Annotated in this window: 28 protein-coding genes; 7 read left to right on the top strand and 21 right to left on the bottom strand. The window is 37.8% G+C overall.

All coding sequences use genetic code 11. The annotated features are described in order from the left end of the window. Positions 1–5 precede the first annotated feature (5 nt). The 7 genes from RYX56_RS04030 to RYX56_RS04000 all read right to left on the bottom strand — a co-directional run bounded on the left by RYX56_RS04030 (position 6) and on the right by RYX56_RS04000 (position 9,140). Entirely contained in the window at positions 6–191 is a 186-nt protein-coding gene (locus tag RYX56_RS04030; RefSeq protein WP_317120848.1) for a hypothetical protein, read from the bottom strand. A 10-nt stretch (positions 192–201) separates the two neighbouring features. Then, positions 202–459, bottom strand: a complete 258-nt coding sequence (locus RYX56_RS04025) for a hypothetical protein (RefSeq protein WP_317120847.1) — start codon at positions 457–459, stop codon at positions 202–204. A gap of 97 nt (positions 460–556) precedes the next feature. Next, entirely contained in the window at positions 557–949 is a 393-nt protein-coding gene (locus tag RYX56_RS04020) for a hypothetical protein (RefSeq protein ID WP_317120846.1), read from the bottom strand. A gap of 149 nt (positions 950–1,098) precedes the next feature. After that, a complete protein-coding gene (locus RYX56_RS04015) occupies positions 1,099–1,749 on the bottom strand; it encodes a YpjP family protein (protein WP_317120845.1) in 651 nt (216 codons plus the stop codon). Positions 1,750–1,848: 99 nt separating this feature from the next. Next, positions 1,849–3,336 carry a glutamate synthase subunit beta gene (locus RYX56_RS04010; protein ID WP_317120844.1) on the bottom strand — a complete coding sequence of 496 codons (1,488 nt, stop codon included), beginning with the start codon at positions 3,334–3,336 and terminating at the stop codon, positions 1,849–1,851. A 100-nt stretch (positions 3,337–3,436) separates the two neighbouring features. Further along, complete coding sequence (gene gltB, locus RYX56_RS04005; RefSeq protein ID WP_317120843.1) at positions 3,437–8,029, bottom strand: glutamate synthase large subunit; 4,593 nt, start codon at positions 8,027–8,029, stop codon at positions 3,437–3,439. Between the two features lie 334 nt (positions 8,030–8,363). After that, positions 8,364–9,140: an NRDE family protein gene (locus RYX56_RS04000; RefSeq protein WP_317120842.1), complete on the bottom strand. Its 777-nt coding sequence runs from the start codon at positions 9,138–9,140 to the stop codon at positions 8,364–8,366. Between the two features lie 208 nt (positions 9,141–9,348). Between RYX56_RS04000 and RYX56_RS03995 the strand changes: the two genes are divergently transcribed. From RYX56_RS03995 to RYX56_RS03980, 4 genes are all read left to right on the top strand, one after another. Next, positions 9,349–10,359 carry a toxic anion resistance protein gene (locus tag RYX56_RS03995; protein WP_317120841.1) on the top strand — a complete coding sequence of 337 codons (1,011 nt, stop codon included), beginning with the start codon at positions 9,349–9,351 and terminating at the stop codon, positions 10,357–10,359. A gap of 32 nt (positions 10,360–10,391) precedes the next feature. Continuing rightward, entirely contained in the window at positions 10,392–11,303 is a 912-nt protein-coding gene (locus tag RYX56_RS03990) for a hypothetical protein (protein ID WP_317120840.1), read from the top strand. A 92-nt stretch (positions 11,304–11,395) separates the two neighbouring features. Beyond that, the gene (locus tag RYX56_RS03985) at positions 11,396–12,328 is read left to right on the top strand and encodes an MBL fold metallo-hydrolase (protein WP_317120839.1); all 933 of its coding nucleotides are present in this window, start codon (positions 11,396–11,398) and stop codon (positions 12,326–12,328) included. A gap of 40 nt (positions 12,329–12,368) precedes the next feature. Beyond that, positions 12,369–13,358, top strand: a complete 990-nt coding sequence (locus RYX56_RS03980; RefSeq protein WP_317120838.1) for a DUF2777 family protein — start codon at positions 12,369–12,371, stop codon at positions 13,356–13,358. Between the two features lie 7 nt (positions 13,359–13,365). Here RYX56_RS03980 and RYX56_RS03975 read toward each other — a convergent pair whose 3' ends face one another. The 4 genes from RYX56_RS03975 to RYX56_RS03960 are packed head-to-tail and all read right to left on the bottom strand — an operon-like array spanning position 13,366 to position 16,688. Further along, positions 13,366–14,844 (bottom strand): PH domain-containing protein, encoded by a 1,479-nt coding sequence (locus RYX56_RS03975; protein ID WP_317120837.1) that lies wholly within the window; start codon positions 14,842–14,844, stop codon positions 13,366–13,368. Then, positions 14,837–15,313: a PH domain-containing protein gene (locus RYX56_RS03970; protein WP_317120836.1), complete on the bottom strand. Its 477-nt coding sequence runs from the start codon at positions 15,311–15,313 to the stop codon at positions 14,837–14,839. Before RYX56_RS03970 ends, RYX56_RS03975 begins: the two co-directional genes overlap by 8 nt. A gap of 19 nt (positions 15,314–15,332) precedes the next feature. Beyond that, entirely contained in the window at positions 15,333–15,542 is a 210-nt protein-coding gene (locus RYX56_RS03965; protein ID WP_317120835.1) for a hypothetical protein, read from the bottom strand. Between the two features lie 12 nt (positions 15,543–15,554). Beyond that, positions 15,555–16,688 (bottom strand): conserved virulence factor C family protein, encoded by a 1,134-nt coding sequence (locus RYX56_RS03960; RefSeq protein WP_317120834.1) that lies wholly within the window; start codon positions 16,686–16,688, stop codon positions 15,555–15,557. 169 nt (positions 16,689–16,857) lie between these two features. Here RYX56_RS03960 and RYX56_RS03955 point away from each other — a divergent pair, with 169 nt between their 5' ends. Then, complete coding sequence (locus RYX56_RS03955; protein ID WP_317120833.1) at positions 16,858–17,580, top strand: metallophosphoesterase family protein; 723 nt, start codon at positions 16,858–16,860, stop codon at positions 17,578–17,580. A gap of 6 nt (positions 17,581–17,586) precedes the next feature. On the opposite strand, the gene RYX56_RS03950 is transcribed toward RYX56_RS03955, so the two are convergent. From RYX56_RS03950 to ilvA, 8 genes are all read right to left on the bottom strand, one after another. Further along, on the bottom strand, positions 17,587–18,009 hold the full coding sequence (locus tag RYX56_RS03950) for a TlpA disulfide reductase family protein (RefSeq protein ID WP_317120832.1): 423 nt from the start codon (positions 18,007–18,009) through the stop codon (positions 17,587–17,589). A 73-nt stretch (positions 18,010–18,082) separates the two neighbouring features. Then, positions 18,083–18,520: a BrxA/BrxB family bacilliredoxin gene (locus RYX56_RS03945; RefSeq protein ID WP_317120831.1), complete on the bottom strand. Its 438-nt coding sequence runs from the start codon at positions 18,518–18,520 to the stop codon at positions 18,083–18,085. Positions 18,521–18,523: 3 nt separating this feature from the next. Then, positions 18,524–18,880 carry a thioredoxin family protein gene (locus tag RYX56_RS03940; RefSeq protein WP_317120830.1) on the bottom strand — a complete coding sequence of 119 codons (357 nt, stop codon included), beginning with the start codon at positions 18,878–18,880 and terminating at the stop codon, positions 18,524–18,526. Between the two features lie 112 nt (positions 18,881–18,992). Then, positions 18,993–19,256, bottom strand: a complete 264-nt coding sequence (locus tag RYX56_RS03935) for a YtzC family protein (RefSeq protein WP_317120829.1) — start codon at positions 19,254–19,256, stop codon at positions 18,993–18,995. Positions 19,257–19,320: 64 nt separating this feature from the next. Further along, the gene (gene rnz, locus RYX56_RS03930) at positions 19,321–20,238 is read right to left on the bottom strand and encodes a ribonuclease Z (RefSeq protein WP_317120828.1); all 918 of its coding nucleotides are present in this window, start codon (positions 20,236–20,238) and stop codon (positions 19,321–19,323) included. Between the two features lie 108 nt (positions 20,239–20,346). Further along, positions 20,347–20,982: a YitT family protein gene (locus tag RYX56_RS03925; protein WP_317120827.1), complete on the bottom strand. Its 636-nt coding sequence runs from the start codon at positions 20,980–20,982 to the stop codon at positions 20,347–20,349. A gap of 263 nt (positions 20,983–21,245) precedes the next feature. Continuing rightward, a complete protein-coding gene (locus tag RYX56_RS03920; protein ID WP_317120826.1) occupies positions 21,246–22,154 on the bottom strand; it encodes a chemotaxis protein in 909 nt (302 codons plus the stop codon). A gap of 70 nt (positions 22,155–22,224) precedes the next feature. Continuing rightward, entirely contained in the window at positions 22,225–23,472 is a 1,248-nt protein-coding gene (ilvA, locus tag RYX56_RS03915) for a threonine ammonia-lyase IlvA (protein ID WP_317120825.1), read from the bottom strand. A 282-nt stretch (positions 23,473–23,754) separates the two neighbouring features. Between ilvA and RYX56_RS03910 the strand changes: the two genes are divergently transcribed. Continuing rightward, positions 23,755–23,958, top strand: coding sequence for a hypothetical protein (locus RYX56_RS03910; RefSeq protein ID WP_317120824.1), 204 nt, complete (start codon positions 23,755–23,757; stop codon positions 23,956–23,958). A gap of 97 nt (positions 23,959–24,055) precedes the next feature. Then, the gene (locus RYX56_RS03905; protein ID WP_317120823.1) at positions 24,056–24,667 is read left to right on the top strand and encodes a trimeric intracellular cation channel family protein; all 612 of its coding nucleotides are present in this window, start codon (positions 24,056–24,058) and stop codon (positions 24,665–24,667) included. A 29-nt stretch (positions 24,668–24,696) separates the two neighbouring features. Here RYX56_RS03905 and RYX56_RS03900 read toward each other — a convergent pair whose 3' ends face one another. Continuing rightward, positions 24,697–25,548 (bottom strand): sulfurtransferase, encoded by an 852-nt coding sequence (locus RYX56_RS03900; protein WP_317120822.1) that lies wholly within the window; start codon positions 25,546–25,548, stop codon positions 24,697–24,699. A gap of 1 nt (position 25,549) precedes the next feature. Continuing rightward, on the bottom strand, positions 25,550–25,936 hold the full coding sequence (locus RYX56_RS03895; protein WP_317120821.1) for a YppE family protein: 387 nt from the start codon (positions 25,934–25,936) through the stop codon (positions 25,550–25,552). Positions 25,937–25,951: the final 15 nt, after the last annotated feature.

Below are 25,951 nucleotides of genomic sequence, written 5' to 3'. Positions count from 1 at the left end.
AACTATTATTGCATCGCTCCTAAGAAACTGAAAATAATAAAAGTAATAATACAGATGAATCCAATGACTAGATTCCAGATTGCACGCTTTTTATTATTATGCAGGGCATAATAGATTCCTATCCCACCAAATACACCTGTTAACAGGAAAAATACCATTGCAAATATAACTAAAAGTAAACCTTCTTCCACTTGATCACTCCTACAAACCTGGTACTAGCCATGTAAAAAGTCTCCACATAGATTCTGATATTGGGACTAAATACTGTTCAGAAAATTGGCCTAAACGATTTGATTCTGTTACCCCATCAATTACAATTAAGGTAAATGTTATTAAAATGACTATGATTGTAATAGCTAGGACCAGAGCTAATAGTGCCACATAACCTAATGCGATACGAAGTACCCACTTGACCCATGAAGGGCGCGTTTTCGTTTGCTCATCGGCCTTTACTTCCATAAAAAAACCCCCTTCATCTTCTCACAATTGCTACCTTTCTATCGTAACAAAACTATGTGAAAGATGAGAGAGAATTTCTTAAAAAATAATGAATTCTTTAATTTAAGTTTAATTTTGTCAAAATCCCCTCTATCGGAATCCCAGCAGGTGTAGAAATATCACTAAAATCGTATAAACGTAAATCCATTACTTCATTTCTTCCCATCGTATTGTTTGTTTCTTCAATTTCTTGTAATTGATTTGTTGAAGAAGGAGAAGGATCTTCTAAATCACCAGTTTGGTCCTCTTCATTGTTTACATCTTCTTGAACTGAGCCCTGTTCGATCGTATTTGGAAGAGGTATTGCCCGCTCATGTTCGCTCTCTCCTTCAACCACAGTCACTTCTAAAGGAACAACCTCTTGTTTCGTACTAAATTGAACAATCACGATTACCCACACACTAATAAACATAATTATTGAAAGAACAATAATAGCTGTTTGTTTACTCATCAACACCACTCTTTTCTCCCACTAACGAATTAAATGAATTCATCCTTAAGTATGATAAAACACTAATTGTTTATAGGTCTATTTTATCATCTCTTTTGTATATTGTCAGTGGATTGAAACATAAACTACAAAAAAAACCGTATCTTAATTTAGATACGGTTTTCAGACATCCATTGTGGAGGACTATTCTTTCCCCAATAAATACTTCCAAGATCATGATGTTTTTCAAATTCATCTGCGTAAGTATGATAATGAAAATTAAACATAAATCCTTGTTTAGGTGGTTGATCACGTCTAACATGGAAACGTAGCAGGTCTTCTCCACTCTCTTCGTTGTAGATATGAACAATTTTTTCACCTAATCCAGATGCAGGATGTTTCGATAACTTGACTTGTTCCCACTCTTCCTTTGTTAAATCCATTGTTGTCTTTATAACAACATCTTTTAACTTTGGAAGGATCGTCTCTGCAAAAGGCTGTTCAATCTTAGCAGCTATCGTAGAGCCGAATTTCATTAAGCTCAAATCATACGTATAATTCATAACAAAATCAGTAAAAATTTCAGCAGAAGACGAATCTCTGTGGATGTAATGATCGGTACTTAATGGTAAGACATCGTGATACAATTCATAACTTGTTTCATTAACTTTGTAAATGAGTGGTTTCTCACTACTATCTCCCAAAGACTTTGAAGGTGCTTGAGCTTGCACATCTTTGACATATTCATTCGGTGGAACAAATAAGCCTAATGTCAGGAGGGCAGATGAGATTACGAGTCCACGTTTTACCCATGGCATCATCGTAAACACGCCCTTTCATAGATTCAATTTTTCACTCTCTCTATTTTCTCATGAAACCTATGAAAACGCTACGACAAACTTACTGAATATTATGTGTCATTAAGGTAAATTTGAACTTCCCATCAAGTAACGATCACATTCCCTTGCCGCTTCTCGACCTTCATGAATCGCCCATACAACCAGACTTTGCCCACGACGGTTATCCCCAGCTGCAAATACTCCAGCTTTATTTGTCGCATATTGACCATATTCAGCTTTAACTGTTTGCCTCTTAGTTGTCTCAAGCTGCATTTGGTTAATTAATTCTTGTTCAGGTCCTGTAAATCCAACTGCTAGCAATACTAAATCCGCTTTCCAAACCTTTTCAGATCCTTCAATAGGCGTACGTAATTTGACTCCATCCTCTTGTACCGTCGTTTCAACTGCAATCGTATGGAGTTCCTTCACATGCCCATTCTCATCTCCAACAAACTTCGTCGTCATCAATTGATAAGCACGCGGGTCTTCGCCGTATACCGCAAATGCTTCTTTATGGCCATCTTCAATTTGATGAACATAAGGGAATAGTGGCCACGGATTATCAGCCGTGCGATCTTCACCCTTTTGACGGTTTATATCAAATTGAGTAATTGATGCAGCACCATGTCTGACGGATGTCGTAATACAGTCTGCACCTGTATCCCCTCCACCGATCACAATGACATGTTGATCTTCAGCAGAAATATAGTTGGCATCTCTATGTTCTGAGTTTAATAAGCTTTTAGTATTCGCCGTTAAAAAGTCCATCGCAAAATGAATTCCCTTAAGAGAATGACCCTCTACCTCAACTTCACGTGGCTTTGTCGCACCGGTACAAAGAATAACAGCATCAAACTCCTGTTCTAATTGCTCAGAGGTGATATCTTTGCCAACTGCTGTATTCGGTTTAAAGCTGACGCCTTCTTCTTCAAGAATCTTCACACGACGCTCCACGACCTGGTATGCTAATTTCACATCAGGTATACCGTATGTCAATAACCCACCAATGCGATCTTCTCTTTCAAAAACAGTGACCAAATGACCTGCTTTATTTAACTGTGCCGCTGCAGCAAGACCCGCTGGTCCAGAACCGACAACCGCAACTTTCTTACCTGTTCTTTGTTTTGGAGGTTGTGCTGTAATCCATCCTTCTTGAAATCCTCTTTCCACGATGTGATATTCAATACTTTTTATGGAAACTGGATCATCACTAATAGCTACAGTACAAGAACCTTCGCATGGTGCAGGACAAACTCGTCCTGTAAACTCCGGAAAATTGTTTGTCTTATGAAGTCTCTCAAGAGCCTCACGCCATTTCCCACGATATACAAGATCGTTCCACTCAGGAATTAAGTTATAAACAGGACAACCGATATCTGCAGAGCCAGGTACTGATGTTCCCGCTTGGCAAAATGGTACTCCACAATCCATGCAACGAGCACCTTGCTCTCTTAATTTTGCCTCTGGCATTAACAACTGAAATTCTTGCCAATTTTTCGTTCTTTCAAATGGATCTTTTTTTGCAGGACTCTCTCGCTTATATTCCATAAAACCAGTTGGCTTCCCCATTCTCATCACTCCAAACTACACACATTGTTAGTTTACTCTATCTATAAGCTACCTTTTATCTAGGTGGAAATAGAGCGTGTAGAACGCTCTATTTCACTCGTTATTTTCCGCTAACTCTTGATTTATCACTTTTATTTTCATCAAAGGCAACCATCACTGCATCACGGTCTGATAAGCCTTCCTGCTTCACGCGTTCAATCGCTTCAAGCATCCGCTTATAATCCTTTGGAATTACTTTTACAAATTTAGTAGCATAAAGCTCCCAATTAGAAAGAACTTTTTTAGCTTGCTCACTACCTGTATAGGAAAGATGTTTTTCTAATAGAGATTTTACTAATACAACATCTTCAGCCGTTGTTAACGTTTCAAGATGGACCATTTCGAGATTGCAGTTTGTAGGGAACGTACCTTTTTCATCAAGAACAAAGGCTACACCACCTGACATACCAGCAGCAAAGTTTTTACCTACCACTCCAAGGTTGATTACAACTCCACCTGTCATATATTCAAGCCCGTGATCCCCTACACCTTCAACAACCACATTTACTCCAGAGTTACGAACAGCGAAACGTTCCCCGGCAATCCCACGAATATAGGCTTCACCAGAGGTTGCTCCATAAAATGCTGTATTACCTATAATTATATTTTCCTCTGCTTTAAAGCTTGCTACTTTTGGAGGGGAGACAATTAGTTTTCCACCTGATAACCCTTTACCAATATAATCATTGGCATCCCCTTCAAGCTTCAACGTCATACCTTTAGGAACAAATGCCCCAAAGCTTTGACCAGCCGATCCTTGGAATTCAAATTGAATCGTATCTTCCGGAAGTCCTTTGGCACCATAACGTTTACTGATCTCACTACCGACAATTGTCCCAACGACACGATCAACATTTTTAATTGGATAAGACCCGTATACAGGTTTTCCTTCATAAAGTGCTGGTTCACTCGCTTTTAATAATTCTCTAGCATCCAACGAATACTCTAATTGGTGATCTTGCGCTTTTGTACAATAGTTACGAGAAGCATCCTCTGATCTTTGTTGGAAAAGAAGACCTGTAAGATCGATATGTTTTGCTTTCCAGTTATCTACCTCTGGATTCATTTCAAGAAGGTCTGTACGACCAATCAAATCATCAATTTTCTTAATTCCTAGTTCAGCCATTAGTTCGCGGATTTCCTCTGCAATAAATTGCATAAAATGAACCACATGGTCAGGTTCACCCATGTATTTCTTACGCAGTTCAGGATTTTGAGTAGCGATACCAACTGGACATGTATCTAGGTGACAAACACGCATCACAATACATCCTAAAACAACTAAAGGTGCTGTTGAAAAGGCGAATTCCTCCGCACCTAAAAGCGCAGCGACTACAACATCTTTACCAGTCATTAGTTTACCATCGGTCTCAAGAGTGACGCGATCACGCAAATTATTTAAGACTAGTGTTTGGTGGGTCTCAGCAAGACCAATTTCCCAAGGAAGGCCTGTATGTTTAATACTCGTTCTTGCAGCAGCCCCTGTTCCACCATCATATCCGCTGATGACAATTCCATCAGCACGGCCTTTTGCTACACCAGCAGCAATCGTTCCTACTCCGGTTCCAGCAACTAATTTAACGCTGATTTTAGCTTGTGGATTTGCATTTTTTAAATCATGAATTAATTCAGCAAGGTCCTCGATCGAATAAATATCATGATGAGGTGGTGGAGAAATCAAACCTACACCCGGAGTCGACCCACGAACTTCAGCAACCCATGGATAGACTTTATTTCCAGGAAGTTGACCACCTTCTCCAGGTTTTGCTCCCTGTGCCACTTTAATCTGAATTTCGTCCGCATTAACTAAATAATGACTTGTTACCCCAAAACGTCCCGATGCTACTTGCTTAATCGAACTACGACGTAAATCTCCATTTTCATCTTCAGTAAATCTGCGTGGATCTTCTCCACCTTCACCTGTATTACTCTTTGCTCCAATACGGTTCATTGCAATCGCTAGCGTCTCATGTGCCTCTTTTGAAATCGATCCAAAGGACATTGCACCAGTTCTAAAACGTTTTACAATTGTGTCGACAGGTTCTACTTCCTCTAGGGGAATAGGAGAACTCGATTTAAACTTTAATAAACCACGAAGAGTTGTTTGTTCTTTCGTTTGTTCATTGATAGCTTGTGAATATTTTTTAAATAAATCATAATTTCCATTACGACATGCATGTTGAAGCATATGAATCGTATGTGGATTGTATTGATGAGGCTCACCATTACGTCTCCATTGAAGATCATCACCTGGATCAAGTGTACGATCTAAACCTTCTTGTTCCGAGTACGCTCGGTCATGTCTAATTAATACTTCCTGTGCTATTACATCAAGGGTAATACCACCGATTCGTGAAGTCGTCCATGTAAAGTACCGATCGATGACAGTTGGATCGATCCCTACTGCTTCAAAAATTTGAGCTCCACGGTAACTTTGAATCGTCGAGATACCCATTTTTGATAGAACTTTCATAATCCCTTTTGTTGCAGCCAAAACATAGCGATTGACCGCTTCTACATAAGAGTAGCCCTCAAGTAACCCGTCTTGAATTCGTTCATCAATAGAATCGAACACTAAGTAAGGATTAACCGCCTCTGCTCCGTACCCAAGTAATACAGCATGATGATGAACTTCTCTTGGCTCACCTGACTCAAGTAAAATACTTACTTTTGTACGTGTCCCTTGACGGATTAAGTGATGGTGCAAACCTGAAACTGCTAATAAAGCAGGAATGGCTGCTAAATCCTTATTCATGTCACGGTCACTTAAAATAATTAATGTATGACCGTCTGCGATGGCTTGATCTGCCTTTGCAAATAACTCATCGAGTGCCTGCTCGAGACGATTTTCCTTATGATCGGCATTAAATAAAATCGGTAATGTGATCGCTTTAAATCCTGTGAGCTTATTATGTCTTAACTTAGCTAATTCCTCATTGTTTAAAATAGGATATGGTAAGTGAATATGGCGACTACTTTCAGGCTCTGGATTCAATAGATTGCGCTCCGCACCAATTGTTGTCCCATAAGAAGTAACGACTTCTTCACGGATCGCATCAATGGCTGGATTTGTTACCTGAGCAAATAACTGCTTGAAGTAGCTGTATAAAAGCTGAGAACGCTTCGATAAGACTGCAAGTGGTGAATCATACCCCATCGATCCAACAGGGTCTACGCCTTCTGTAACCATCGGTGCAATTACTTTCGAAAGTTCTTCATATGTGTAGCCAAAAGCTAATTGGCGTTCTAATAAATTCGAAAATTGCGAACCTTGCACGTGCGAAGTTTCGAGTACATCCTCTAATTGAATATAATTTCCTTTTAACCATTCACTGTAAGGATACTCAGTAGCAATTTCTTTTTTGATTTCCTCGTCTGGAATAATACGTCCCTCTTTTGTATCTACTAAAAGCATTTGCCCTGGATGTAATCGCTCTTTATATAGGACATTTTCTGGATCTATATCCAATACACCAACTTCTGAAGACATTAAAATATAATCATCTTTTGTGACATAGTAGCGAGCTGGTCTAAGTCCATTACGATCAAGACAGGCGCCTATTTGCGTCCCATCTGTAAATGAAATAGCCGTAGGTCCATCCCATGGTTCCATTAATGTACTATGAAATTGATAAAATGCTTTTTTCTCAGGGCTCATATGAGGATCATTTTGCCATGGCTCAGGAATCATCATCATTGCTGCATGAGACATTTTCCTACCAGCAAGTGATAAGAATTCTAACGTATTATCAAACATTGAAGAATCACTGCCGCTTTGGTCCACAATCGGATGAATCTTATTGATGTTCTCACCAAATACATTTGACTCAAACATTGCTTCACGAGCGTGCATCCAATTCACATTTCCTTTTAACGTGTTAATTTCACCGTTATGAATCATGTAACGATTTGGATGAGCTCTTTCCCAGCTAGGAAATGTGTTTGTTGAAAAGCGAGAGTGAACGAGTGCAATCGCTGTCTCAAAATCTTGATCACAAAGATCTAAATAAAATTGATTGACTTGCTCTGTTGTTAGCATGCCTTTATAGACAATCGTGCGACTTGATAGACTAGCAAAATAAAAGGACTGATCAATAGGTATTTGCTTGGCAAGCTCCTGTTCTGCACACTTTCTAACAACGTATAATGTACGTTCAAAATCTAAGGTATCCGCGCAATTATCATCTCTTTTTATAAATAACTGGCGAATATATGGCATGGCTGTTTTTGCCGCATTGCCAAGCATTGTGTCATCAACTGGAACGGTACGCCAACCTAGAAACGTTAATCCCTCTTTTTCTATCTTTTCTTCAACGTTTCTCTCACACAGCTCACGTAATTGTTCATCTTGTGGCAAAAACAGCATCCCAACTCCGTAGTTCCCTTCTTCAGGAAGAGTCATACCTTCTGCTAAACAAACTTTTTGAAAGAAGCGATGCGGGATTTGAAGCAAGATTCCAGCTCCGTCACCTGTATTCACTTCGTCTCCTTGTCCTCCACGATGCTCTAAATTCCGAAGAATATGAAGGGCATCTTGTACAACTTCATGTGATTTCTGACCTTTCATATGTGCTAAAAAGCCAATACCACAATTATCATGTTCAAATTGAGGATCATATAGGCCTTGTTTTTTAGGATATCTAGCGTTCTGCATTAGCACCCAACCTTTCTCCAAAAAGTAAAATCAATCAACTCTCCCCAAATCCGATTCGAGCTAATATACAGGATCATATCATTTTTCTGACATTTCGGCAAATTTTAAATAAGTAAATTATTAGATGAAAACGCTTACTTATCGTCTTTTTTTACTATCTTTCAAAAAATATTCAAATTCACACACAGCAAAAGTGTATATAATCATTCGTTTAATGCATAAATATACAAAAGTGGGTTGTTTTAGAACATTTTAGTATAAAAGTATAATTTCAATTTTATATATACCCCTTTCGATTATTTATAAAAAAAATAGGTCAAATTGAGGTTCTTTTTTACAAGAATGTTATATTCTTTTGAATTTTCTCAGTAGCAACACCCATTGATTCAAAACCTTGCTCCGTTATATGAGCCCAGCCATCTTCATTAATGGCCACAATCGTAGAGGCTCTTGTCCCATATAGCTCGCTTTTAATAAATATGGTTGAAAGCATCCTCTCCCACTTCAAACCAACGCCTGTTTCTGGCAAATCTTTGTCTAAGTAAAGATCTTCAGTCTTTAGCACCTTTAATGTTTGTTCCACTATTTCTTCAAGCGGCGGTCTAGCATTAACTACATCACTAAACCCTGACCGTAAACTCTTTACCTTAGGCCACTCCACATTTAGTGTTGAATTGCTCACATAATAATAACCTGCAGCTAATTCAATTGGTTGCTCGATTCTATTTGAATAGTAAATAGTTTGAGTACCATTATGTACAATTAAATTAAAGCCTTGGAATTTGTCTTTTTGTTGTTCGATTTGAGTAACATATTCTTTGGGTGAAAAATCGGATTGGAGAAATCCTTTTACGAGATCTCCTCTTGAAATAAAGTCGATTTCCTCCGATTCTACCGTTTCTCTAATGTTGGTTACACAAGCAAATCGCCCTTTTTTTGATACACCTAACCAACTCCCCCCACGTAAACAATCCTTCCCAGCAAAAATAGTAGGATCATCTTCCCAAAAATGAACCCTCGTTGTCGGCCTTTCGTAAAACTCATCTCGATTGGCAGCCACAATCAATGGAAACTTCTCATGAATCCCTAATGCCAATGCTACTAAGCACATAATGAAAACCTCCTTTTTGTAAGTATATCCTTAATGAGTAGACAAATAAAAAACAAACGACCTCTTTTCATCTAACGAGCTAATATCAGATTCATTGTCATTCAATTTGATTTGATCCATAATAGATGTAGTTAGTAAGACGAATTGTGAAACTTTTCATCTATCTTTTCGTATATGTTAACAGAATTGAAGTTGGAGGAGATCAATCATGAACGAACAAAATAAAAGTGAAGAACTTGATCTAATTAAAGAATATAAAAAAACAGAAGACATTGACCAGTTACTTAACTCTTTAAATACATTAGGGGAAGAAGAACAACGTGAAGCTGGTGAATCACTTGAAGCTCTTAAACGTCCAGTTAAAGAGATGATGAATGACCAATCCAATCAACTTCCTAATCAGTTACATCAATTAAAAGAGATGGTCAGTCAACTTGAGCCAGACTATTTAAAAGATAGTCCCCTCAAGAAGTGGACTAATAAATTATTAAGACGTAGCCCTATTGAACAATACGCACGAAAATATCAAACTGTTGAAGCTCAAGTTGAACAAGTCATTGAAGGTCTTCTTAGCGGGAAGGACAAGTTGCAAGAAGACACGTTAATGTTGCAGCAACTTAAAAATGTAGCAAGAGAGCGTATTGTGAATTTAAATCAGCAAATCGATGCTGGAAATACGTTGCACGCTATGCTTGAAGAAGAAATGACCTCTGAAAAATGGAAAGATAATCCTAACGCTTTAAAAAAAGGACAAGTTAAAGTGATTTCACGAGTGAAGAACATGTCTCAAGCAGTTATGGTACTCCAACAGTCTTTAGCTTCTGTTGACTTGATTATTGAAAACAATGATAAGCTTGAAGAGGCAATCTTTAATGCCATTACGATGACTAAAAATATCATTACCGTGACTGCTTCCATTCAACTCGCCTTAAATAACCAACAAAAAGTCATCAGTGCTGTCCGTAATGTTAATGAAGCAACTGAATCAATGTTAATATCAAATGCAGAAATGCTAAAACAAAATACTGAAGAAACGTTAAAAACGCTAGAAGAACCTGCTATTGCGATTGAGGCATTTAAAAAAGCTTACAATAATGTATTTGAAGCGATCGAACTTACTGAGCAATCTAATGAAAGAATTGTTACTAGTGGCAAACAATTTATTAGTGAGATGGATACATTAAACAAAGAAATGCAAATGAAACTATTAGACAAATAAGTCGATACACTTCACTAAGGAGGTGAGGTCTTTTGAGCAAAACCTTATTGCAATCGCCCATGTTTCGGTTTCTAACACCTGCTCATAAACGTCCTGTTGAAGAGCATTTATTAAAGGATACGGCTACTCAAACATTAATTCATCAAACTGAAGACCTCCTAGAGAGGATGCTTGAGCGAGCTGATGGACAAAACAAACCACGTATTATTAGGCGTAAACATAAAGCTTATAAAATTAAAGTAAAAATTAATCATAAGCAGATTCTGATCAAAATGAATGATACAAAGCACACTAATGCTGCCATTCATAAACGAATTACCATTATATGCTACAGAAAATATTTGAAAGCAAAAAATGGGGTTGGTCTGTGTCGGGAAGCAAGCATTCATTATTTAAAAGATGGACGTGCTCATGTTCGTAAGGTTTCCGACTCTCCTCTCTTTAATGGGTTGTTTTATCGTATCCACCGATTAGACGAGGCCTACTCTAATGGTGCGAGCGGAGCATTAACTCCTCTAGAATTGAATTCTCTGCAATCTGCTGGTTTGAGTCATCAACAAGATTTTCGTTTAATTAGACAAGAAGCTTCAAGGTATTTAGATACTGTAAAACAATTTACCGTTGATCCTTTAATTGAAAATCGATTACAACGAATTCTAAGACAGACCGAAAAGCTACAAGAGGATTTTGAACTGCTTGATTATGAAGAAAAGCATACTGTTCGGAGAATGCTTAAAGAGGACATACCTAAGCTGTTAAATACCTTCTTGTCATTGTCTGTAAAAAATCAATTGGACCATAAAGAAGATGTTTTTGTTTCACTTTCACAAATGGAATTAACGTTGATTTCCTACCATGAACAACTAGAAGAAAAGAGAATGGAAAAAATGAATCACCTTCTCCGCTTGCAAAAACTTCGATATGAACAAGATCGCAAGCTATAAGTGAAATCACTATTCTTTCCGCTTGTGTTCTACCAATAGGACCCTTACACTATTAGTAAGGGTTCGAATGCTATTTAAGGGGGAATATTCTAATGTCTAAACCTATATCCTTATCACCTCGTCTCTCACTAATTGACGGCTATGACATGGACATGCCAGAGAGAACTGGAAGCTACATCCTCCATGAAGATAAACTGACGATCGTTGAAACTGGCCCCAGCCCATCTATTAAACATATTTTAAATGGGTTTATTGAACTTGGCTTGAAGATTGAAGATGTTGAATACATTATCGTCACTCATATCCATCTTGATCATGCAGGTGGTGTAGGCTTATTATTAGAGCATTGTCCTAAAGCAACCGTGATCGTTCATCCTAAAGGTTTCAGACATTTAAACGATCCATCCCGCCTAATCCATGGGGCTAAAGCTGTCTATCAGCATGACTTTGACCGACTATTTGACCCAATTTTACCGGTTGCAGATGAACGATTGCTCTCAATGGAGGATGGGGACACTCTAACATTAAGTAAAACGTGCACGCTCACTTTCTTACATACACCAGGACATGCAGCGCATCATTTCAGCATCTATGATTCTGCTTCAAATGGTATTTTTACCGGGGATACATTAGGCGTACGGTATGAACCATTAGCTAAAGAAGGCATTGAGTTTATACTCCCTTCTACTTCTCCAAATCAATTTGATCCACAAGCAACCAATGAATCGATGAAAAGAATCCAACGTTTAAACGTAGAGCAAATTTACTTTGGACACTTTAGCGCATCTACACATCCAGAAGTTGTTTATAATCATATAAATAAATGGCTTCCTATTTTTGTTGAGAAAGGCCAAGTAATCATTCAGCAAAATAAAGGGGTCAGTGAATTGTCTGCTCTCTTACTCGAACTTGTCCAACAGGAACTGGATGAAAAAGGGGTAAGCCGCGATCATCTTGCATATCAACACATCCGTTTAGACCTGCAAGTATGTTCCATGGGAATAATAGATTATTTAAATAAATAATCATACTAGTAAGGTCTATTAGATAAAGTGAGGGTTTAACATGGATAGAAAACAAGCACAACAAAATTTGAACCAATTGGTCCTTATTAATGACAACCTAGGTAGTCTATTTGTAGGCAAATTACTAGAAGTGATTACATTACCAAACAAACCTTGGCGTGGAAAAGTAGAAATAAAATACGTGATAAATGTAGGGAAAAATATAGATCAAGATGGGATTATTGTTCCTCCAGCTTATAAAGATGGAGATAAAATTGAATTTCCAGGAAATAAACTTTCTCCTCTACCATCATCATTCAACATGCCTAAATCTTATGAGCATTCTCATGCCAATGCCATAGCTGCAAATTTAACAGATATTTTTGAGCAACAAAAACAATTACAGATCAAAGAAAATCAATATCTCGTTTATTTAAAAGAAGAAAAACTTGATCACTTGCTTAATGGGCAAAACTCAAATGAAAAAAGTTATATTTCTTATGCATTTTATCAAAGTGGATCAAGGTACCTTTTGATCGATGAACAAGAAACGACATTAGATTTAGCAGATTGTCCGTTTGAATTTAGGTGGCTAAATAAGAAGAAAGAGGTTTTAGGGTATTATGCGGGGGACGGAATTTTCACCAGTCATAATGGTGAAGAATATCGTCCTACAGAAGGCGATACGATCTATATTGACAAAGAGCAATTTGAACCCTATTTTATATTGCGTAATGAACTAGAGCCTTCCTCTCTTGAATTATTAGAATCAAACTTAATGGAGTATCAATTAACTCATCGAGATCTAATTGATTGTCATAATTCATTATTGCTTCAATTATTGCAGTCTACTGGCCAACAATCGTTCAAAGGTGTTAATTTCTTAATGTTCCGTTCAAAAGCAGGGCAAGTAATGGTTCAGCATCACTATGAAAGAACATTGGCCGATCAAGAAAATGATCACGTTTTTGATCGGTTTGAGTTCACTTCAGATAATGGCAAACGCTCAGTTGCAACATATATCTCCAATATGACAAATAAACCAACATAAAAGCTCCTTATGAGCTTTTATGTTGGTTTTTACATGAGTACCAATATAGCTGTTCATTTGCTTTAGTCAGGTCAACATCATTCACTTGGAATATTTTCCAACTAAAGCTCGATTGCACAGCAAATTTTAATGAAGCAAGGTCTTTTCTTTCTTGAAAATAATTGACTTGCCGCTCGATTGATTGAATTTTGTTGTGCTTTGCAACGACAATGACTTGGCTTAGCTTTCTATACCTAAGATAGATAGTATCCTCGTATGACCCACTAGCAGCGTCATGGTATTGTGCGTAGCCAATAAGAAGCATCATTCCTGTGAGAAATAGACCGTAAAAAGCAAAATCTGGATAAAAATAAAATGCAAGAGCTGTAGCACTAACTGGAATGAGTGCATTGCGTCGTAAATACCTCATTGAAGCTCTTTTAGGTACAGAATGAAGGGTATAGGGCTTTGCATACTCTGGTATGAATTCTGCTAGAATGGTTTCTACGTCCCTTTTCTTTATTAAAGGAAGAAACACAGTTGACCCCTGTTCTTCCCCAGTCCCCCCACCAGCACTCTCTACATAAACCGTGGTATATCCAAAGGGTTGTCTGAATATATTTGAGACAAATCTCACTGCTGTTATACGATGTTGCTTAATCGTTAACTGTCTTGTTTCAAGCAGTCCTCTTTTTATGATAAGCTCATCGCCATGCTTCTCAACACTAAACTTTCCATATTTTAATATCGTGTTAATAATTGAAATAATCCAAGATATAATAAACACGAATACAATGATTGCTAAAACAAACAACATACCTGAACCTACAAAAAAACCAAATGTTCGTTCATAAATTGATTCAGGAATGACTTGCTCAAATTGGCTAAACAATGCCCCTACCATAGAGATCGTTAACCCAATACCACTAGAAGTTAGTGCCGCAACTACTAAATGTTTAGTAGAAAGTATCCATGTCTTTTCCTGTTGAGGTTCTGAATATGGCTTGTCTTCATGCGTAAACTCTCCATGTTCAACTTGCTGCTCTTCTACACGAGAGATAGGTGGTCTATTTCTTTTTAACGCTTCGCTAATGACCTTGGCTTCGCTTTTTTTTATCGCATTTAATTGTACTTCGGGTTCACCGCCACTTCCAGCCGTTTCTACCGTTAATTTAACAAGACCAAAGATCCTTTGAATGATACCTGCAGTCATATCAATACTTTGTACACGACTTTGCTGGATGTAACGCTTCTTTTTGATAAAAATCCCTTTTTGTACAAATAACTCTCCATCATGAAGATGATAACGAAAGCTTATATAGGATAATAAACTAGAAACAAACAAAATGATGATAAATCCAAGCCATATGTATTCAAAACGAATAAATTGTTCTTCAGAACGATTACTAAAAAATAAGGTAATAATGAGAGGTAACAATATGCCCCTCAAACCTTGTAAAAATAGTAAGATGATGCTTGCCGGGTGGAGTCTTTTAAACTCATTCATCTTCTGCCACCGCCGCTAGTGCAGCTATTCGATCTCTTAACTCTTCTGCAACTTCTAATGAAAGGGTAGGAATTCTATGACTTGTAGCTGCAGTGATAATCGTCACATCAGCCATTTTATATCGTCTTAAAAGTGGACCTTGTTCAGTATCGACATGTTGCACACGCGTCATAGGAATTAACTGCCTTCTAACAATCAATACGCCAAATTGTAAATCAATTTCGCTTTCTAACACTTCATATTTCCACCTTTTCCACCTTAATGGCGGTAAGAAAATGACAGTAATGAAGATGTATAAAAAATAGATCGCAATAAAAGTAAATAAAATCCAAACAGGTAAGTCAAAAAAATAAAGTAGTACCCCATATGTAATAGGAAGAAGAGCTACAAGCAAACTTTCAAAAAATGCTTGTAGCCTCCATACTGAACGTGCCTTTACTGGTAATAGGGTTGATGGTGCTCCTCGCACGCTCTCTCCTCCTTAAAAACTATTCTTCTTCGGAAACGTAGATAATTTCTACACCTTGGTCCTTTAACAATGAAATGATCGCATCATTGAGTTCTTTATCATAAAGAAGACCTACAGACTTCACCAATTCTAATTCTTCTAGGTAACCCTTCTCTGCATCTTCAATTAATTCAATAATATCTTCCATCTTCCTTGCCTCTAATTCATTCAAAATGGATTGTTTATCCAATACGTCTCCTCCTTATTCTTTCGATGATATTGAATCTGTCATTTGCTTCCACACGGAACCTTTTGCTTCCTCGCCGCCTTCAATCCGTCCAATCGCCATCTTAATTTGCATCGCTACTTCAAATTCTGGATCCGCTTCCGCTTCTTTTAGTGATGGTAATGCTGATTCATCGCCTACTTCATAAAGAAACATGGCCGCACGCCATCTTACAAGCTTATTTTTATCTTTTAACGCTTCAATCATTGCGGGAATAGCTTTTGTATCGCCTATATCAGATAAGCAGTCGCCAGCAGTCCTGCGCACCGTAACAGAAGAATCCTTTAATGCTTGATATAGTAATGGTAAAACAACAGGCTTTTCGATCATCCCTAAATAAACAGTCGCAAGACGACGAATAGATGCTTTCTCATCTTCCAGTGCACGTTTTAAAACAGGAAGATCCTCCTCTGTTGGGTCCATACGCTCTAATAACGCATAACGTTCCTTCCAATCGTCAACTGCTAACATCTCTTCGCTCACTTTAATAAAACGACTTGTGACTTCTTGCTTTTCAGAAGTCACATTACCATTAGCGATATTTACTAATTCAGTTAAACGTTCCTCGGAATAAGCAGCAGATAATTCATCGACGACTTCTTTTGCTACTTCTTCAAGTTCACCATAGCGTACACCTTGCTCTACCCACTTACGCTCCATTACTACGTTATCTTCAGGTTTTTGAGCTTTTGCAATTGCATCACTAAAGCGCTCAGGTAAACCAGCACGCTGCTCTTCCTCTCCGTTTGTAAGCTTTACTTGCATCGGGATTCCTTTAAACATTTGTAGATGTACATATACCTCTCCAAAATGATCTTGAATAGTATCTTCACTCTCACTTACTGTTTCGGCATCTTCTCCGAAAACGGAACGTACCTGAGGTAATATCACTTTCCAATCAACCTTTGGGTGACGATCGATCGCTAGGAAGTCGGCTACATGATAAACGCCCTTTACTCCTTCTATTTCAAATAGTTCTTTTATGTATTCGGGTGCCTCATTTTTGTTTTTTTCATTATAACTATTCCTAGAACTTTGACCTAAACTCTCACTCAACGTTAATTTCATTGTATTGGGGCTTGGTGTTGGTTCGATGGATAGAATTCTCATTCAAATGACCTCCTCTTAATCTTTAATTGATCTTATCATAGGTATCTAAGCGTTTCCACCAATAGACATTTACGCTTTACCGTAACGTATGAATCTTCAGATTTAACAAAATTGTTATATTAAAACAACTCTCACCTCTGTTATACTACTATAAAAAGGAGGTTTCATCATGCGATTTGCTTTTCTATCAGATATACATGGTAATGCCACTGCCCTTGAAGCAGTCATTACAGACCTAAATAAGAAAGATGTTGATCACATTGTCGTTTTAGGAGACCTCTGCTTTAGAGGCCCAGAACCAAAGCGTTGTCTTAATTTAATTCGCTCCCTTGATGCCTCAGTTATCAAAGGAAATGCTGACGAATGGCTTGTTCGAGGCTTTAAAGAAGGCGAAGTTCCAACTACTGCTCTTGAAGGTTTAAATCAAGAACGCGATTGGACGTTAAAGCGCTTAAATGATGAAGATCTCACTTATTTAGCAGAGCTTCCAACTGAAATGATTGTTGATAAAGGACAAGATCAACTTATTCATGCCTTTCATGCAACACCTACAAACCTTTTTGACGTTATCAACCCGGATGAAACAACTAAAATTGAACATCAATTGATGCAAAAAGATGAAGCAGATGTCTATGCATATGGACATATTCATCTTCCCTATATCCGTTCTTTTCATGGGAAAAATGTAGTAAACCCAGGTAGTGTGGGCTTACCTTTTGATGGTCATCCACTTGCTTCATACATCGTCGGTGACCTTGAAGAAGGACGACATTCTTTCCAAATTAATCGTGTACCGTATAACAGAGAACATGTTGTCGAGCTTTATCATCAAGGTGGCTACCCGGATATTGAAACGATGGGCAGGGTTGTGTTTTATGGCGTGAAGCCTTAACACCTTTTAATCAAGTAGTTCACCAAGTCCTTTAACAATTGAAATAAAACGAGCTTGATCATTGTATGTTGCTACAATTTGCTGCTTTTTATCAATTAAAATGGTCGTTGGGACGCCCATACACCGATAAGCATCATACGTTTTCGTTCCAACATCACTATAAACGGGAAAAGTTAAATTCATTTCATCTAACCAAGCTTCCACATCAACTGATGAATCACGACCTGTTACGTGGATAAAGACCATGTGAACGTCATCATTTTTCATTGACTGATAAAGCGTATTCTTTTCACTTAGATCTCTCTTGGAATCCGGACACCAAGAAGTCCAAAAGGTAAGAAGAACAACTTTCCCCTTTAATGACTCTAGTGACACGCTTTCTGTTTGTGACGGATTTGTTAAAGTGAAATTAGGGGCAATAACAGACATACGAATCTCTCCTTATAAGTAATAGTGAAGCCTCCTCACCTTGGGAACAAGGCAAGGAGGCTCTATTTGTTTTTTAAGAACTGCAATGTTCATTATAAGCAAGAGCTAAATTACGAATAATCGATTCCGGTGAAGCTCCTTCAATTTGTTCGCGAGGAATAAAATGAACCACTTCCTTTCCCTTTAAGATCGCCATCGAAGGTGAAGATGGTGGAATCTCTGGGAAATAAGAACGCATCGTTGCTGTTGCCTCTTTATCTTGTCCTGCAAAAACGGTTACTAAATGATCAGGTTTTTGATCATGTTGAAGTGATGTAGTTGCAGCAGGTCTTGCAAGTCCTGCTGCACATCCACATACAGAGTTAATAACGACTAACGTTGTGCCTTTTGCTTGATCCATATATTGATCTACTTCTTCTGATGTTGTTAATTCTGTAAAACCTGCCTCAGTCAATTCTGCTCTCATTGGCAGTACGACCTGCTTCATATAATCTTCATAATGCATTGACATGATTTAACATCCCCCTTTATTTTTGTTTTCATTATGTAACTCAATGAATGATATATATGGTGAGAGCTTTTCATATAAATGCGCAATGGAATGGAAAGCATAAATCCGCTCTATTCCTAGTCCTTTTTGGAAGATAAATAAAGCAGGAACACTATGTACCTTCCACCTTTGCACAAAGCGAGTGGCTTCATTTACATTTATTTCATAAATCTTCAGGTGAGGAGTTGTCTGCTCTAAAATTGTTAACATTTTGGCAGCTAATTTACATGTCCCACATAAAGGTGTAGATATGAAAATAAATTCAACCGATTTACGCTGATCAAGTATATGATTTAAGCTACTTTCAGAAATCGATTCCATAAAGTGTCTCACACCCCTATCCTTATCCATTGTAGCAAATAATAGAATTTTTCGCACGAAAAAGAGATAAGGGATATAAAAAACAAGAGTCTAAATAGACCCTTGCTCCTCGTTATTGTCTTAAAATCATGTGGTTTTGAAGTTGGCGAATTTGTTGTTGCTTTCGGTTTAATTGATCCCGTTGTTCCGGGGTTGCTGCTCGCAACACATCATCTAATTCCCCACTTATTTCCTCTAACATCATTTGTGCATTAGTGTACTCTTCGTCTGTACCAGGCTGCACTCGTCTTGCATCATCAAAAACTTTTTGTGCTGCTTCAATGATTCCTTCTGCCTTTTCCATACATTCATCCAATTGATCACGATTCGCCATCATTCATTCCTCCTACAAATTTAGAATAGTGAATGATGTTACTATGCGTACCATGAGAGAATTTTATTCAAGTAGAAAGCTTATACACCATCATATCGTGAGCAATATGCACATTCGAAAAGTAATGCTTCGCTTCCAGTTCGAATTCTTCCTCCTCGCCAGAATAACGAGAACTTATATGAGTGAGTATCAACGTCTTTACTTGCGCCTCTTTCGCTAGTGCCGTTGCTTCTTCAATGGTACTATGACCAAATTGGGCAGCATGTTCTTGTTTATCCCCTCTAAAAGTGGCTTCATGTACTAGGACGTTGGCACCTCTACTAAAATCGACCATTTTTTTGATCGGTCTTGTGTCTCCTGCAATAACGATCATACGACCTTTTTGAGGTGGCCCAACAAAATCTTTGCCATTTACTTTACTTCCATCTTCTAACTCAACCGTTTTACCTTCTTTAATTCTTTGATAGATCGGCCCCTTAGGTATATTCAATGATTGGAGTCTTCCCATATCAAGCTTCCCTGGCTTATCTTTTTCAGTAATTTTAAAAGCAAAGCAAGGCATTACATGTTCAAGTTCAAGAGCATACACAAGCACATCTTCTGTCTCTAATACTAAACCCTCTTCTACCTCAATAACCTTGTAAGGATAACGTAAATGTGTTCTAGAAACAGTAAGAGATGCATCTATAAAAGTTGCTAACCCTTTTGGACCGTATATTGTTAATGGCGATCTTGCCCCTTGAAAAGATCTTGAACCTAATAATCCAGGCAAGCCAAATATATGATCTCCATGTAGATGTGTAATAAATATTCGATCAATCTTTGTTAAGGTGATAGGAGAATGTAGCAATTGATGCTGAGTGGCCTCACCGCAATCAAATAACCACTGTGTCCCTTTTTGTTGTAGGAAGCGAAGAGCAAGTGCACTCACATTCCTCTCAATCGCTGGAACTCCAGAGCCAGTCCCTAAAAAATGAAATTCCATCCTCTACCTCCAATTTTATCTTTAGTATTAAAAGTATAGCATTTCCTATTAATAAGATTAAAGCAACATTGAAAAAACACGAACAATCAATGATTGCTCGTGTTAGATTTAATCTTGAATACTATTTGTTTGTAGTGAGGAAAATTCACCATCAGTATTTTCCGCATCTTTTGGAATTGGCGATTTTTTATAACGCCCTATAATCGTACTTGCCACAAAAATGACAAATACAGAAAGCAATGCTTGACTCCAACCAACTAATAATGTGGCAAAGACGATAATGAGAAAATCACTGATAAAAATAGTCAGCCCTCGATTAATTCCCCATTTCTGATCAATATAAAGAGCAAGAATATGAATACCCCCAAGCGAGGATCCGTTATTTAAAACAAGAGTCACACCAATGCCAATGCAGATTCCTGCTAAAGCTGTAGCAAGCCATAAAGGCACATTAAAAAATGGCATAACATCAAGCAAATCACGAATAACTGAAATAGCCGTAATGGAGAGTAAACTAGAAAGTGTAAACCACTTCCCTAGCTTCGTCCATGAAATCAAAAAGAACGGCAAATTGACTAAGAAGAACAGCACTCCCCATGACCAGGGACTCATATATGTAAGCACCGTCGCAAGCCCTGCAGTCCCTCCAAAGGTTAAGTCATGCATAGCTAAAAAGCGTAATCCAAGTGAAGTCAAAATTAGACCCACTAAGACTAGCCCCATTACTCTAAATCTCTCCAACATTCTCATCTCCTATTATCTCTCTATCTCTTTATAAAACCTTTTGTCAGTAAACATTTAGTTAATAAATTGAGAAAATACCTTCTATAACAGTAAGGCAATATGAGGAAATCGTCAATGTATCTTCATGAATTTTTATTCATCTGAATTATCAGAAAAACTTTAATTTAATAGTTAAATACTAATAAGAAAAGTATGTATATACATAATCCATACATTTACCTCGTTTAACGAAATAAAAAAAACACCTCATATTGAGGTGGTTTTTAGATTAAAAGGTCAATCTCTTCAATGAGTTTGATTATTTCCGGTTTACTAACTTGTTTATCAGCACCCACTGCAATACCTTTATGATAAAGGTCATCGGTAATGAGAGATGAAAAGATGATGATAGGTATTCTTTTTAAAACATCGTCTTCTTTTATCCTTTTTGTTAAGTGTAATCCATCCATCATCGGCATTTCTAAATCAGTTATTAATAGCTGGACTTCCTCTTCTAGTTGTTGGTCGTCTGCAGCCTTTATAAATTCTAAATAGTCCCATGCTTCCTTACCATTCTCGAAAAACGTGATTTGGTCATATCCTGCTTCTGATAATGTTTGATGAAGAAGTTTTCTAAGCATGGCAGAATCTTCAGCCACTACAACCTTCTTCATGCTCCGTTCCCTTTTACCTAACTTCCTTACTTGCTCTACATTAATTCCTTTACTAGGATTAATATCTACGACAATTTTCTCGAAATCAAGAAGTAAGATCATCTGCTCATCCATTTTCACCACACCAGTTGTAGCACTTTGTATTCCTTGTGATAATTCAGTGGGCTTTTCAATTTGTTCCCATGAAATACGATGAATACGTGATACTCCACTCACTCGAAATGCTACTTTTAACTTATTTAATTCAGAAACGATAAACCTATCTTGAGATGGATCCCGAGAAGGCACACAACCTAATACTTCCATTAAATTCACCACTGTTAGTACTTCATCACGTAAACGGATCATTCCCTCTATATGAGGATGGCTGTTTGGTATAGGGGTAACGGGCTCTGTTTGAATAATTTCTCGTACTTTCATTACATTTATACCATACGTACCTTCTCCAACATTAAAAACAATCACTTCTAGTTCATTTGTGCCTGAATCGAGTAAGATCCCCTCTTGATTAACCGCCAATGTACACACTCCTTAAGTACTAGTTCACGTTCATAATAAAGCTCGTTTCGTTTCGAAACGAGCTTTCGCCTTAAATTAACAAATTGAATAAGCTTTCATTTTTATTAATTTCGTGGTAACCAAAACCTTTTTTGTTAAGACGCTCAATAAGAAGATGATAATCATCATCACATTTCAGTTCAATCCCAATTAATACTGGACCGTTTGCTTTATTATTCTTCTTTGTGTATTCAAAACGTGTAATATCATCGTCCGGTCCTAATACGTCTGTAATAAATTCACGTAGCGCACCAGCACGTTGTGGAAATTGAACAATGAAATAATGTTGTAGTCCTTCATATATCAATGACCGCTCCCTCATTTCTTGCATCCGTCCAATATCGTTATTACCACCGCTCACCACGCAAACAACCGTTTTTCCTTTGATCTCATCTTTATAGAAATCAAGAGCAGAGATTGGCATCGCACCAGCAGGCTCAGCAACAATAGCATTTTGGTTGTATAGTTCAAGAATGGTTGTACAAATCTTGCCTTCAGGAACCAAGACAATATCATCAAGCACTTTCTGACAGATCTCAAAAGGAAGCTCGCCCACTTTTTTAACTGCTGCTCCATCTACAAATTTATCAATTTTTTCAAGTTCTATTACTTTTCCCTGCTCAAGAGATTCTTTCATTGCAGGAGCACCAGAAGGCTCACAGCCAATCAATTTTGTTCTCGGGCTAATACTTTTAATGTAGGTGCCGATTCCGCTAATTAAGCCGCCCCCGCCAATGGATGAAAATAGATAATCGATATTTTCATCGATGTCATTCATAATTTCCATTCCAACGGTTCCTTGGCCTGCTACAATTTTTTCTTGATCAAATGGGTGGATAAAGGCCATTTGATGTTCATTGCTGTAGGTAATTGCTTCATTAAAAGAATCATCAAATGTATCGCCTGTTAAAATCACTTCTACAAATTCTTTTCCAAAAAACTTCACTTGATCTACTTTTTGACGTGGTGTAGTAGACGGCATAAATATTTTACCAATGATTTGTAGGGTATGACATGAATAGGCTACACCTTGAGCATGGTTACCAGCACTGGCACAAACAACACCATTATTTAATTCTTCTCTTGGAAGACTAGATATTTGATGAAAGGCACCACGAATTTTAAATGATCGCACGACTTGCAAGTCTTCTCTTTTTAAATAGACATTACAATTATAGCGTTCAGATAAGACCTGATTCTTCTGCAATGGTGTATGCGTGACTACATCTTTTAAGCGTTGATTTGCAATGATGATATCTTCAATATGTAAGGTTCCCATTTGTGTAATCCCCTCGTTTGCTTTCGTTTTCCTTTTAGACATTAAAAATTACGTTTTATCTTCATCATCTTACCATATGGGCTTATTTTTGCGAACCCCCATATCAAGCTCCCATCCTTGTTTGATTTCCCTCTTCCGATTAACTTACTTGAATTGACATTTATCGTGCGATTGCTTGTTGATTATTTTTAGGGGCAACACTATAATAAAGTGGACGAAAGAGTATGACTGCATTCGTCATACATAGATCGATGTTTGTGTTGACAAAGAGGAGGGTCGTTCATGTTAAAAAAACTAGCGATGATGACAGCGATTTTATTAACATCATTTTTCATGGGAGCACAAGCTATTTTAGCCGCTGGTGGCGGTGCTGCAGAAGATGCTGCTCATGCTGAACCATCTGGCTTAATTACTGGTGCACTTACTGCATTATCAATTGTTACTCTTGCTTTTATGATTTTTCTTTCTTTCCGCGATAATGGATAAGAGTTACTAACGTAAAAAGGGTTTGGCTCACACATGACACTGAGCCAAACCCTTGCTTTATGTCATTCCCGAGGATTGAACACAAAGGAGAAACACTATGACGTGGGATGTATTAAATGTCATTGGTACAGTTGCTTTTGCTTTAAGTGGAGTAATTGTGGCAATGGAAGAAGATTACGATTTAATGGGTGTTTACATATTAGGTCTTGTCACTGCTTTTGGAGGCGGTGCTATTCGGAATTTATTAATCGGAGTACCAGTCTCTGCTCTTTGGGATCAGGGTACTCTTTTTACAATCGCAATCATCGTGATGACTGTCGCGTTTTTATTTCCTGCCTTGTGGATTAATCGATGGTTAAAGTTCGGCATACTTTTTGATGCTATGGGACTTGCTGCCTTTGCTATACAAGGAGCAATTTATGCAACAGAGATGGGGCATCCGTTAAGCGCAGTATTGGTTGCAGCCGCCTTAACTGGTACTGGTGGTGGAATGATAAGAGACGTCTTGGCAGGGAGGCGGCCGCTATTCTTACGAAAAGAAATCTACATTGGTTGGACGATGCTAGCGGGGCTTGCTATTGGATTAAATCTTGTCAGTGGCACAGTCGGACTTTGGACATTGTTTACAGTGATGGTCATTTTGAGGATGCTTTCAGTCCATTATAAATGGCAGCTTCCCCACAGGAAAATCGAACAATTACCAAGCTAACAAAAAAATGAACCGCGAATAGATGCGGTTCATTTTTTGTTTGTTTCGATTGGTCTACCCTCATACGTGATCCAATCACTCCAACTACCTGCGTACAATTTTACATCTTTATAACCTAGACTTGTTAAAGCTAATACATTAGGACAAGCTGTAACACCGGAGCCACAATAAACAATGACAGAGTCTTTTTTATCTATCATATTGAATCTCTCACTTAACTCTTTATTACTCTTCCATGTACCGTCTTCATTTAAATTACCTTTCCAAAAAGCATGTTTAGCTCCTGGAATTCTACCAGCTATACGGTCAATCGGTTCCACTAGACCTAAATAACGCGCTTCTTCTCTTGAGTCCAAAATGGTAGCATTCCCTTGCTGAACAGCTGTTAAAACTTCTTCCTGTGTAGTTAACATTTCATGTTGGAGATTAGCTTTAAATTGCGTATGTGTATAGGTTGGAATCACATCATCCACAGCGTATCCAGAAGATTTCCACTTTGTGTAACCTTCATCAAGGACATAGACATGTTCATGCCCTAAATACGTTAACACCCACCATAATCTAGAGGCAAAAGCTCCACCCTCATCATCATAAGCGACGACAACTGTGTCATCATTAATGCCTAATCGTCCCATCGTCCTTTCTAGAGAATGGATGGATGGTAGAGGATGTCGTCCGCCGTGCTTTTCCACCTTGTCAGAGAGATCCTTTTCAAGATCGATATACAAAGCCCCTTTAATATGATCGCTTTTATATCTATCGAATCCATCATCCGGTTCACTGAGTTTATAACGGCAATCAATCATAAGAACTGACTTATTTCCGTTTATCCAGTTAACCACTTCTTCTATTGATTTGATAGGAGTTTTGGATTCAACCAACTTACTCAACCTCCTCTTGAAAAGCCTTTAATTCATCTCTTAACTGATGAAGGACAAAGGCTACAGACTTAAATGTTTCAATTTGTTTCTTTAATCCCGTTTTAGGATAAAAAGATTTGATCGCAACGACCTCAAGGTTATCATGTGTATGGCCAATTTGAATCGGGTATAAATGGCTTGGTTTAACGTTCAGTACGAATTGTTCAGCTAAAGGTTTCCATTCATCCGAGACGATCTTCACTCGATCGGCAAAGGGTTTAACTACACCAAAAAAATCAGGTTCATATCCTTCTTTACGAACCTGATTTAAATAATAGGATTCAGCTTCACTATTTAAATGAAGAAGTTCTTCTGTTAATTCTTCTAACTTCCGTTCATCTTTATTCATATCCCTCACCTCATC

Source organism: Alkalihalophilus lindianensis, assembly GCF_032843265.1.
Taxonomy (GTDB): Bacteria; Bacillota; Bacilli; order Bacillales; family Bacillaceae_D; genus Alkalihalophilus; species Alkalihalophilus lindianensis.
This window is presented reverse-complemented; position numbering and strand designations above follow the sequence as displayed.